The 11128-nt window shown below is 40.6% G+C and carries 11 protein-coding genes and 1 riboswitch; of the genes, 5 read left to right on the top strand and 6 right to left on the bottom strand.

Annotated elements, in window-relative coordinates; genetic code table 11:
- Positions 1-25: 25 nt before the first annotated feature.
- Together V7201_RS20910 and V7201_RS20905 are read right to left on the bottom strand one after the other, a co-directional pair.
- Positions 26-988: an NAD(P)H-dependent flavin oxidoreductase gene (locus V7201_RS20910; RefSeq protein ID WP_335378695.1), complete on the bottom strand. Its 963-nt coding sequence runs from the start codon at positions 986-988 to the stop codon at positions 26-28.
- Positions 989-1145: 157 nt separating this feature from the next.
- Positions 1146-1976 carry an aldo/keto reductase gene (locus V7201_RS20905; RefSeq protein ID WP_335378694.1) on the bottom strand — a complete coding sequence of 277 codons (831 nt, stop codon included), beginning with the start codon at positions 1974-1976 and terminating at the stop codon, positions 1146-1148.
- Positions 1977-2575: 599 nt separating this feature from the next.
- Here V7201_RS20905 and V7201_RS20900 point away from each other — a divergent pair.
- Positions 2576-3421: a DegV family protein gene (locus V7201_RS20900; RefSeq protein ID WP_335378693.1), complete on the top strand. Its 846-nt coding sequence runs from the start codon at positions 2576-2578 to the stop codon at positions 3419-3421.
- A 109-nt stretch (positions 3422-3530) separates the two neighbouring features.
- Positions 3531-4439, top strand: a complete 909-nt coding sequence (locus V7201_RS20895; RefSeq protein ID WP_335378692.1) for a Gfo/Idh/MocA family protein — start codon at positions 3531-3533, stop codon at positions 4437-4439.
- 45 nt (positions 4440-4484) lie between these two features.
- Here V7201_RS20895 and V7201_RS20890 read toward each other — a convergent pair whose 3' ends face one another.
- Complete coding sequence (locus tag V7201_RS20890; protein ID WP_335378691.1) at positions 4485-5777, bottom strand: NCS2 family permease; 1293 nt, start codon at positions 5775-5777, stop codon at positions 4485-4487.
- 99 nt (positions 5778-5876) lie between these two features.
- A riboswitch (purine riboswitch) is annotated at positions 5877-5978 on the bottom strand.
- A gap of 331 nt (positions 5979-6309) precedes the next feature.
- On the opposite strand from V7201_RS20890, the gene V7201_RS20885 reads away from it, so the two are divergent.
- Positions 6310-6630 (top strand): hypothetical protein, encoded by a 321-nt coding sequence (locus V7201_RS20885; protein ID WP_335378690.1) that lies wholly within the window; start codon positions 6310-6312, stop codon positions 6628-6630.
- 167 nt (positions 6631-6797) lie between these two features.
- Here the strand turns inward: V7201_RS20885 and V7201_RS20880 are convergent, their stop codons facing one another.
- Entirely contained in the window at positions 6798-7325 is a 528-nt protein-coding gene (locus V7201_RS20880; protein WP_335378689.1) for a D-glycero-alpha-D-manno-heptose-1,7-bisphosphate 7-phosphatase, read from the bottom strand.
- A gap of 19 nt (positions 7326-7344) precedes the next feature.
- Complete coding sequence (locus V7201_RS20875) at positions 7345-7974, bottom strand: DNA-3-methyladenine glycosylase (RefSeq protein WP_335378688.1); 630 nt, start codon at positions 7972-7974, stop codon at positions 7345-7347.
- 388 nt (positions 7975-8362) lie between these two features.
- Between V7201_RS20875 and ytvI the strand changes: the two genes are divergently transcribed.
- Both ytvI and V7201_RS20865 read left to right on the top strand, forming a co-directional pair.
- Positions 8363-9394 carry a sporulation integral membrane protein YtvI gene (gene ytvI, locus V7201_RS20870; protein ID WP_335378687.1) on the top strand — a complete coding sequence of 344 codons (1032 nt, stop codon included), beginning with the start codon at positions 8363-8365 and terminating at the stop codon, positions 9392-9394.
- A 75-nt stretch (positions 9395-9469) separates the two neighbouring features.
- Positions 9470-9649 carry an H-type small acid-soluble spore protein gene (locus V7201_RS20865; RefSeq protein WP_335378686.1) on the top strand — a complete coding sequence of 60 codons (180 nt, stop codon included), beginning with the start codon at positions 9470-9472 and terminating at the stop codon, positions 9647-9649.
- Between the two features lie 113 nt (positions 9650-9762).
- On the opposite strand, the gene V7201_RS20860 is transcribed toward V7201_RS20865, so the two are convergent.
- Positions 9763-11019, bottom strand: a complete 1257-nt coding sequence (locus V7201_RS20860; protein ID WP_335378685.1) for an ATP-binding protein — start codon at positions 11017-11019, stop codon at positions 9763-9765.
- Positions 11020-11128: the final 109 nt, after the last annotated feature.

Raw genomic sequence — 11128 nt, 5'->3', positions numbered from 1 at the left:
ACCAAGGCGCTTGCGCTTTTCTTATTTAATATGAAATTGTAGCAGCTCTAAATTCAGAGGTTAAATTATCGATTATTTTTTGGACAGGTAAAATCTCTTTGATTTCACTTACCCTTGCCCCGGCAAATACCAAACCATTCTCCACATCGCCTGCAACTGAAGTGAGAAGGGAGTCAAGTGTACAAAAACGGTAAGAACAATTTTTAAGGCAGTCCCGGCATTTAGTGATTCTTAGTTTGTCAGATGTTGTGATTAAATCAGTAAAGGTATTCGCAATCGCTCTACCTTGCAAACCAACTGTTGTTTTTACAAGCAATGTATCTTTCTCTGTTGCTGCTACGTATTTTTCTTTAAAGGATTGAGGGGCATCGCATTCTGTACTTGCGACAAATCGCGTGCCCATCTGTACACCCGCTGCACCCATTGATATAGCCTTCGCGATATCATCGCCAGTCATGATTCCTCCAGCAGCAATCACTGGTATGGATACAGATTCAACGATTTCTGGAAGGATATCGAAAAGAGGCTTGTCCGTTCCAAGATGTCCGCCAGCTTCAAACCCTTCAACAACAACCGCAGCAGCTCCCAGGCGTTCAGAGATTTTTGCTAATTTAGCAGAAGAGACAATGGAGATGACGGGTATACCTGCCTGTTTTCCCCAGGAATACATGTCCCGTGAAATTCCGGCACCAGAAATGATAAAATCAACTTTTTCTTCGAGAGCAGCTTTCATTTTTTCGGCAAAATCATTCATGGCAAACAGCACATTTACCCCTATATAGCCACGGTCCTTGATCAAGCTTCGTGCTTGCCTGATATGGGAGCGCATTTCTTCGACTGTGATACCTGTACCGGATATAATGCCGATACCGCCAGCGTTTGCAACAGCAGATGCTAATTTGCTGAGTGAAATCCCTACTCCCATTCCCCCTTGCATAATAGGCACCTTTGGAACCATATGACCGATTTTAAGCTGTGGAAAAACCATGTTATTACCCCTTTCGTCTATTATTCCCTAGAAGTTTAACATGGTTTATTTTAAAAAGATGTGATTTTTAGCACCAGGTAATAAAATCTGATATAAATATTTAGTCATTAATAAAAAAACGCGGAAGCCATCGCCCGCGTTCTTTTATCATTTGAAATTAAAAATCAAAGTTATCTGGATCCGGACCAACACGCTCGTCTTTATTCAAGTTGTTCAAACGATCCATATCTTCCGAAGAAAGTTCGAAATTGAATACATCTGCGTTTTCCACGATTCGATGCTCTTTAATGGATTTTGGAATCGTCACAACTCCATTTTGCAGATCCCAACGCAGGATGACCTGGGAAGGAGACTTTCCATGACTTTCAGCAATCTCAACGATTGTTGGTTCGGATAAAAGTTCACCCTGTTTTAAAGGAGACCAGGCTTCCATCTGGATGCCTTCCGCTTTGCAGAACTCAAGCAATTCTGTTTGAGCGAGATGAGGGTGATATTCCACCTGATTTACCATAGGCTTGATCTCAGCATCATCCATTAAATCTTTTAAATGGTGAACATGGAAGTTGCTGACTCCGATGGCACGAACACGGCCATCTTTGTAGAGCTTTTCAAGTGCCTTCCATGTATCCTTATATTTGCCCTCTACAGGCCAATGGATTAAATACAGATCAAGATATTCAAGACCAAGCTTCTCCATGCTTGTTTCGAAAGCCTTAAGAGTAGATTCATAACCCTGATCAGCATTCCAGACTTTAGTTGTGACGAATAGTTCCTCACGAGGTACTCCGGCTTCCTTGATCGCCTGTCCGACACCCTCTTCATTCTGGTAAACAGCCGCTGTATCAATGCTTTTATAACCATTCTTGATTGCAGCCATTACTGAATCAACAACCTCTGATCCTTCCTTCACCTTGAACACACCAAGCCCGAACCATGGCATTTTGACACCATTATGTAATGTAGTTGTATCCTGGAGACTATTTGGCATAATGATTCCTCCTTTAATTTTAAAATGCTTTATTATTTTCTCATATATTTTTTCTAAGACAAAGAATTCGACTCGGAGTTTTGATTGCCGGGAGCATCATCAAAGGGAATATAAAAGCCTGGGAATTCGGAACAGTAGAAAGAGTGATTCCTGGTGCTGCAAGCAAATTTTTATAAAAAGGAAAAGAACTTGAGACCTTTTTCGATACTGTAAAATCAGTACGAAGAAAAAATCACAGGAATTTCAACTGTGATTTTTTTCTTTATCAAGAAATGATTTTGCGGCACATCAAGAATTAAGCAGTATTTTATTCCTATAAGGAATAAAAACAAATAAGAGAGGGAATATAAGCGTGTAATAAAGGGTCCAAACTTATAGATGCCTCCTGGCAGGATCAATTTCTTACCTTTTTCCTTCCTCTATAATCAAAAACATGTGTCCAGGTTATTAACATTTGCAACAAATATAAGAAATTAAGGTGATTCTTAAAAATTACTAATAGATTTTAGCAGGCTTCATCATATATGATGGTTGTAGATAGGATTGATGAATGATGTAAGCCTATTCAAGCCATATTTTGACGAAGAACAGGAGAAATTATGACGACACAAAATGACATTGCATGGGTAACAGACAGTACAGCTTCACTTTCTGAGGATTTTATTAAAAATAATCATATATATGTTGTGCCGTTAAGCATTATCTTTGGTGAAGAAGCTTATTTAGAAGGTGTGGATATCACAGCTGAAGATTTTTATCCAAAACTTGCAGCTTCAAAAGTGCTCCCTAAAACCTCACAGCCTGCGATTGGTGAATTTGTCGAGCTTTACAAAAAGCTAAAAGAGCAGTACAAGCATGCTATTGCGATTCATGCTTCTAGCGCACTAACTGGGACATATCAATCTTCAGTTGCAGCTTCAAGCATGGTTGATTATAAAGTGGAAGTAATAGACTCTAAAATTGGTTCATTCCCTTTAGGCAACATGGTCGAAAGAGGAATTGCCATGCAAAAAGAAGGAAAGTCGTATGAGGAGATTGTTTCCTATTTACGGACACTCCCTGATAAAGCGAATCTTTATATGGCACCTGGAAGCCTGGAACAGCTTCATAAGGGCGGACGCCTATCCACTACACAAGTCATTATTGGAAGCCTGATCAAGTTAAAGCTGATCGTCAGGTTCGAGGATGGCAAGGTTGTTCTTTTTGATAAAATTCGTACAGAAAAGAAGGTCAAAGAGAGACTGTTCCAAATTTTTGAAGAACATGCACATAGTGTTAAGGAAGCAAGTGTTATTCATGGCAATGTAAGAGAGTCGGCAGAAGAATGGCGTAAGGAATTGCAGCAACGCTTCCCGCAGGTTTCTTTTACTACAATGAACTTCAGTCCTGTGGCTGGAACACATACTGGTCAAGGAACAATTGGACTTGCATGGATCAATGAATAAATATAAGAGAAGGAAATCAGCTTATAATGGGCTGATTTCTTTTTTTACCTTCAGCACATGTGTAAACTTAACTTATTCAAATACGTTGAAGGATCAGGGGGGAAGAGAAGTGTTGAAAATTGGTATTATCGGATTAGGTGACATAGCGCAGAAGGCGTACCTGCCAGTATTTGCGGAAAAAGGGGACATAGAGTTCCATCTGTTTACGAGGGATTTATCAAAGCTTGATTTACTTGCAAAAATGTATCGGTTTCCTCATATCCATCCCGGCCTTGATGAGCTAATTGCAAGCGGGATTAAAGGTGCTTTTGTGCACAGCGCGACAGAAACGCATTATGAGATCGTTAAAAAGCTGCTTTTGGCTGGTATACATGTGTATGTCGATAAACCGATTGCATATGAATTTGAACAGGCAAAGGAATTGACGGAGCTAGCAGAAGAAAATGGATTGATATTAATGACCGGTTTCAATCGGAGATACGCGCCCGTCTACAAACAGCTTGCCGAACTTAAGGATCCTAATATGGTAATCATGCAAAAAAACAGGAGGGCTCTACCAGGAGAAATACGTAATTTCGTGTTTGATGATTTTATCCATGTTGTTGATACATTGAGATTCTTATTTCCATATAAGATCACTCAGGTGAAAGTGACTGGCAAGAAGAACGGCGCCTTTTTACATCATGTCGTCATTCAGTTAATTGCAGCTGAAGGAATGGCAATTGGGATAATGAATCGTGACAGCGGTGTCGTCGAGGAAAAAGTGGAATTGTTCCATTCGAATGAAAAAAGAACTGCCCTGAATGTGTCAGAACTGATGATTCAAGAGAACCGCAATGAAACAAGAAAAGGCGGAAATGACTGGGAGCCAACCCTTCATAAGCGAGGGTTTGAACAAATCATTTTTGATTTCCTGCAGGCTGTTAATAACAACACCTCCACTCTGATTCCAGCAAGGGACAGCCTTCAAACTCATGAAATCTGTGAGGAAATTATAACGGAAATCGAGAAGCTGTAATACGAAATGCCCCGTCCTCTTTGAATGAGAAACGGGGCTTTTGATTTATACGTATATAAAGTAACCAACAAACAAGACTCCCAGTACATACATGATTGGATGAACGTCTCGTTGTTTGCCCAAGCCAAGCATCATCAGCGGATAAAGGATGAATCCAAGAGCGATGCCGGTTGCGACACTGAAGGTCAATGGCATCATGATAATTGTGACGAACGATGGAATGATGATAGCAAGATTGTTCCAGTTGATTTTGCTGATCTCTGTAGCCATTAACGCGCCAACAATTATCAGAGCAGGTGCCGTCACTTCTGGAGTGATCACGGATAAAATTGGTGAAAATAAAAGTGCCACGGCGAAACAGGCTGAGATGATGACGGATGTGAAGCCTGTCCGTCCGCCAACTGCAATACCAGCTGATGATTCTACAAAGGATGCTGTTGTCGATGTTCCCAAAACAGAACCCGCAACTGCTGAAGCTGCATCTGCAAGCAAAGCACGGCCAGCATTTGGAATTTTATTATCCTTCATCAATCCAGCTTGGCTGGCCACAGCAATCAGCGCGCCAGCTGTGTCAAAGAATGCTACAAACAGGAAAGTAAAAATAACAGCCAATACATCTGGTGAGAAAATGTCTCCAAGATGATGGAAGACCACACCAAAGGTTGGAGAAATATCAGGAACCTTGCCAACGATGGCGCCAGGTTTATCGATCAATCCTGTCAGAATCCCAACAATCGTCGAAATCACCATCCCGTAAAAAATTCCGCCGCTTACCCCACGCACCATCAAAATGACGCTGACAATGAAACCGAATAAGGCAAGCAGAACTGGTCCCGAAGTCAGGTTGCCGATTGAAACAAACGTTGCGTCACTGCCGACAATGATGCCAGCATTTTTCAGACCGATAAAAGCAACGAAAAATCCGATACCAGCAGCAATTGCATGCTTTAAATCCTGAGGGATGACATTGATGATTTTTTCGCGGATTTTCAATAGACTAAGGATCACGAATAATACGCCTGCGATGAAGACCCCGGTTAAAGCAATCTCCCATTTCACACCCATACCAATGCTGACGGTGAAGGTGAAGAATGAATTCAAGCCCATGCTAGGGGCAATACCGATTGGGAAGTTCGCCAGCAGCCCAATCAGCAATGAGCCGATTATTGCTGATAATGCAGTCGCTGTAAAAACAGCACCTTTATCCATACCTGCCTGGCTCAGGATCATTGGGTTAACTACTAGGATATATGCCATCGATAAGAATGTCGTAATCCCGGCAAGTGTTTCTTTTTTATACGTTGTGTTCCGTTCTGCGAACTGGAAAAAGTTTTTCATATGCTGCCCTCCTGGTTGATTTTTTCGCTGATAATAAAAAACTCCGGCAGTTAATGCTGCCGAAGTACCACAAAGGACAAATAATGCCAAAAAGAAATAGCAAATATTTAAGTCCCTTGTAGTCACGCAATTTACGGTAGCATGGTAGAAACGTTCAAGCCATATTCTTGAACATATACAAGGAATAACTATTAGATATAAATAATACTAGAGATAGTATCAACATTTCTCAGGAAGGTCAATGACATTCCTTAAAGTTCTTCTATTTGCTTTTTTCAGTTTATTATATTTATAAGAATCAACCCAGAACGCCCTAATCCTTTAGTGCATTAACTCATTGGGGGTCAGACCCCCAGTGCTTTAACGCGTTACTTTTTGTTCGTGGCTAGGTATTGGTATTCCCTTGGCTATCGGTTTTTTGACAGATTTTTGTCGGTATTATGTGAAGAATAATTGAACTAATTTGTAAAACGCCCCTGTTTGTTTTTTAAATTACTATAATGATAGTGTAATACAAACGGAGGTGCCGATAATGAACGTGACAACGATTATTGAACTGGAAAATCGTGAAGTAGAGAAGATGACTGGCGCAAAATTAGTATTTACCCAGGAACAGATTGATACAAATATTGTCGAGACATGTGTTGATTGCTTTAAATATGAGGGTACGGATGAATGCATCGATACAGACGATGCTATGCAGAAGGTTTTCAATACATTGAAGCAAGAAGGACTTATCCCTGAAACTGTTGAAGATTTCTCATATGAAATGCCATCATGCGAAAGATTGAAACAAGATGTCTACAGTGAGCAGGATATGCCTCAAAAAGTGGTTTTGAGCTTCATTTTATAATATAGCTTCAATACATCCTGCCTGTTAGGAAGAATTAATTAAATGTGTAAGCCCTGAAAATCTCCATAAGGGACATTAATTGACATTAACCAGTATGAACTTAAAAATGATAGTGTAACCGTAGTGGAAAAATAAACCAAACGCTGCCAATCAAATGGCAGCGTTTTTTAAGACTCTAATAAATGAAGAATATGAGGCACTGCAGCTTTAAGGGTAGGGGCTTTTTCATCGGCACTCGTTTCATCAGTACCTATGAAGACGGTCTTGCAGCCTGCTTTCTTGCCGGCCTCGATATCCCGTTCATGGTCACCAATCATTACGCTGCCTGGCAGATCTATGTCATGTCTGCCGGCAAGGTCGAGAAGCATTCCAGCATTCGGTTTTCGGCATTCACAGCCTGCCTTTGGTTTATGAGGGCAATATGCGACTTCCCTGATATGGCCGCCATGCTCCTTAATCATTTCGTTCATGCGATCATGGATCTCATGGAGTCGCTGTTCCTTCAGGAAGCCAAGACCGACACCACCCTGGTTTGTCACTACGAAAATTTCATAGCCAGCTTTGCTGAGCTCAGCAACCGCTTCAGCGGCCCCCTCAAGGAGATAGAGTTCCTCTGGATGATTCACAAACTTAACTCGATCTGATAATACCTCGTTCAGGACACCGTCCCTGTCCAAGAAAATGGCTTTTTTCATCTTTTTCCTCCTCTATATCTTAAGGTTTCCTCACGCTTTCCGCTTTTTGATGCCTTGATACGTATGGGTTGCCTGAAATCCAAAAGCGCCAAGGATAATCTCTTGCATCCCCGGAATTATCAATCCCGATTCTTTTTCCCAAGGAAATGCTTTCTGGCAGCTGGCCTTTTATGATAAAAAGCGGTGTCCTGATTAAGGGATGCCCGTAATCAGACATATTTATTCCAAGTGCTTTCGTTAGCTTGCCCGGGCCGTTTGTGAGGTCAACTGAATCAGGCATACCTCTCCGTTTGATCATCAAATCTACCCCTTCCAAAGGTTCGATCGCCCTTATTAAGACTGCTTCAGGATTCCCGGCTCCACCGCTTACGATGTTAAAAAGGCAGTGGGTATGCATGACATATGTATAAGCGAGCCCGGATTCATGAAACATGATTTCCGTCCGTTTTGTCCTCCTGTTATTGTAGCTATGGGCGGCCTGGTCCATTGGCCCGATATAGGCCTCCGTTTCGACGATCATTCCCGCAGCCATTCCATCTTTCGTTTCCTTCACAAGCTTGCACCCCAGCAAAGCCTCTGCCAGGTTAAGGGTTGGCTGCTGGAAGAATTCTGATTCTACAGGGATAAATGACTGACTGTTAACTTCCATATAGCCTCCTTGAATCTCTTATTAAAAAATCCAGAACTTGTCGTCTAGTACGAATCCTTTCATATTTTTTTATATACCCTGAATTTTATAAAGACATTCTTTTTTTCAAAATGCTGTGTTTAGAAAATCCAGGCTCTATTATAGTTCAATGTTTGACCTGTCGCACCGCGGAAAGCGAATGCCTAGAGCGGAAATCAACAGACAAGTTTATCGGAGCCAAATTCGAAAATAAAAGCCTACATCATTTAATAAAATTAGAAACAAACCATTCGAAAAGAGCTATACTATATAAATAGCTATAAAAAATAAGATAGTTTATAGTTAGTATATAGTCCGTAAATTTCATATTTAAAACCACTTTATACATATAAGGAGAGTAACAAAATACATGTGGAAAAAATGGGTTTGGACAGCAGCCATTGCTGTGATCATTCTTTTCCTTGTTCCATACAGCCTTCCGCTAATCTTTGCTTTTTTAACGGCAGTTATGCTTGAAGGAATGGTTCAATGGATCATCAAAAGATTTTCTTTTAAAAGACTTCAGGCCGTTATAGCGGTCTTTATAGGCTATGTCTTGCTCCTGGGTGTGATTGGGTATAACCTGATATCCATTATTGCCCATCAGGCAGTATCACTTTCTCAGCGCACTCCAACCTTTGTGAAGGATTTTTACCGTACAGCCATATTGCCGTTAATGGGCAAATGGGAATTTTACTCTAAGAATTTCCCTCATGAAGTAATTTTGCAAATCGAGGATACGATTGAAAAGAATGTGAATTCTCTCGACTCGTTTTTACAACAATTAATTAATGGCACAATCAATTTATTGACGGCAATTCCAGGGTTCCTGATCGAATTTCTTGTCTATCTGATTGCACTTTTCCTGTTCAGTCTTGAATTGCCGAAGCTGAAGTTGAAGCTTGAGTCACATTTGAAGGAGCAGACGCGGCAGAAAGTCTTCCTCGTTGGTGGCCAACTAGCCAAGGCTGGGGTAGGCTTTTTGAAGGCTCAGGTTATCCTCAGCCTTGTTACCTTTATCATGGCGATGACAGGTTTAAGTATCCTTGGTGTGAAATATACTGTCCTTCTGTCCTTGTTAATTGTGATTGTGGATATATTGCCGATTCTCGGGACGGGTTCAGTCCTTGTTCCATGGGCTGTAATCGCCATTTTGCAGGACAATAATTTTCTTGGGATTGGGCTGATAATCCTGTTTTTTGTGATTACAATTGTCCGCAGGGTCATTGAGCCAAAAATCTATTCCTCAAGTCTGGGAATATCGCCGCTCGCTTCTCTGGTCAGCATGTATATCGGGCTGAAGCTGCTTGGAATTGCAGGCGTTTTTATAGGCCCCATCCTAGTGATTATTTTCGATACATTAAGAAAAGCGAATATCATTCAAATGAATTTTAAGATTTAAATCACACTCCTTTTTGGATAGCAATTCATGAAAAAGCATAAATTATGATTGTGATCAAGAAGGAGGAAAGCAGGAATGAACGTAGGCCGCGCAAAAGAAATCGTCGAATCAGCCGATGTAATCAATGTGACATATGAAGGGACGCCCGTCATCATTCAGCATGTCGACGAAAAAGCGAAAATGGCTCGGGTTTACTCAAAATCTGAACCGGACATGGAAAGAAATGTCCCGATCTTAAATTTAATTGAGGAATAAGTCTAATTAAGCTAAATGATAGATATTACATTAATATTGGCTATAAAAAAGCTCGGAGATGACCTTCCGAGCTTTTTGCTGTTTAACCAATGTAAGAACTAAGTATGCAGGTTTTACTTAGAAAGCGGCAATGTAATCATAAATTGGGTTCCTTCATCCAGCTTGCTTTGAACCTCGACGGTTCCGCCCATTTCGTGGATGATTTTGTATACAACCATCACGCCTAATCCAGTTCCTTTTTCGGCTTTGGTAGAATAGTATGGCTCCCCAAGCTTGGCCAGCTGCTTGCTTGACATGCCACATCCTGTATCTTTAATCATAATCTTGACGAGTTCATTTTCTTTTTTTCGTGTGCTGATCAGCAAGTCTCCGCCTTCAGGCATAGCCTCAATACCGTTTTTGAGAATATTAAGAATGCATTGATGGAATTTTGGCGCTTCACCAGAAACATAAAGGCCTGTCATTAAATCTTTTTTTATTTTCACTGAAAAATGATTGGCGTATGGAACGATCAATTCCAATGCTTTTTCTATTTCATCTGTGACAGAAATCGTAGAAGTGATCTTTGACTGGGGTTTTGCGAATGACAGATAATCTTTGATGATCGTTTCCGCGCGGTCAAGTTCGTCGATTGCAGTGTTCAGATAAAACAACCTTTTGTCCTCAGATATCGATGAATCTTTCAGCATCTGCAAAAATCCACGTGTGACCGTCATCGGATTCCTGACCTCATGGCTCACACTGGCTGCGAGATGGGAGACGACCTCGATTTTATCTGATTTAATCATGGCTTTATACAGATAATTATTTTGTTTTGTAATTTCTATGAAGTATGTAACGATAAAGATTCCTGCTGTGAGGGTGATTCCATAAATGAAGATGAACCAAAGTTCTGAGGGATTATTAAAGATGACAGCTTTCATCAAAAAAATCAAAATCGTATAAGAAACAGCAATGCCAACAACAGTAAAGAGCTTTTTAGCGAGCGGATACTCCTTGAATAAAACGGAAATATAGGAAACGAAAACGGTAATCGTAAGCGTATTGAAGAAGCTTACCCAAAGGCCGCTTCCTCCGATTGGAATTCTCACAGCAAAAGCAATTAGAAATAAAACAACACTTACTAAGGGCCCACCGTATAACCCCCCAAGCACGAGTGGAATCAGTCGGAGATCAAAAATGAAATTCTTCGTTGCAATGAGAGAAAAGGACATACAGAATACAATTTGGATTCCCGCAATTAGGATAACCAAGGGCTTTCCATACTTTTTGAAAAAAGCAGACAAGTGCTCAGCAATGAAGTATTGGGTAGCGAAGGTGGAAATCAGAATAAAGATAAGATTTAATACGAGAACTGTTAATAAATCCATGATAAAAATCTCCAGTCTAAAAATTGCTAGTCCACTTTCTGGCTTGGAAGATAAAGAATTTCAATAATTGACAAATTATTCGGATATATTACCTTAACTTTAACACATA

This window comes from Bacillus sp. JJ1122 (assembly GCF_036964885.1).
Lineage (GTDB): Bacteria > Bacillota > Bacilli > Bacillales > Cytobacillaceae > Mesobacillus.
The sequence above is the reverse complement of the archived record's forward strand: the minus strand, read 5'-3'. Positions and strand labels throughout refer to the sequence as shown.

Bases quoted from the DNA above. Each gene is read 5' to 3' on its own strand.
- V7201_RS20910 (WP_335378695.1), bottom strand. From the start codon at position 988: ATGGTTTTTCCACAGCTTAAAATCGGTCATATGGTTCCAAAGGTGCCT.
- V7201_RS20905 (WP_335378694.1), bottom strand. From the start codon at position 1,976: ATGCCAAATAGTCTCCAGGATACAACTACATTACATAATGGTGTCAAA.
- V7201_RS20900 (WP_335378693.1), top strand. From the start codon at position 2,576: ATGACGACACAAAATGACATTGCATGGGTAACAGACAGTACAGCTTCA.
- V7201_RS20890 (WP_335378691.1), bottom strand. From the start codon at position 5,777: ATGAAAAACTTTTTCCAGTTCGCAGAACGGAACACAACGTATAAAAAA.
- V7201_RS20885 (WP_335378690.1), top strand. From the start codon at position 6,310: ATGAACGTGACAACGATTATTGAACTGGAAAATCGTGAAGTAGAGAAG.
- V7201_RS20880 (WP_335378689.1), bottom strand. From the start codon at position 7,325: ATGAAAAAAGCCATTTTCTTGGACAGGGACGGTGTCCTGAACGAGGTA.
- V7201_RS20875 (WP_335378688.1), bottom strand. From the start codon at position 7,974: ATGGAAGTTAACAGTCAGTCATTTATCCCTGTAGAATCAGAATTCTTC.
- ytvI (WP_335378687.1), top strand. From the start codon at position 8,363: ATGTGGAAAAAATGGGTTTGGACAGCAGCCATTGCTGTGATCATTCTT.
- V7201_RS20865 (WP_335378686.1), top strand. From the start codon at position 9,470: ATGAACGTAGGCCGCGCAAAAGAAATCGTCGAATCAGCCGATGTAATC.
- V7201_RS20860 (WP_335378685.1), bottom strand. From the start codon at position 11,019: ATGGATTTATTAACAGTTCTCGTATTAAATCTTATCTTTATTCTGATT.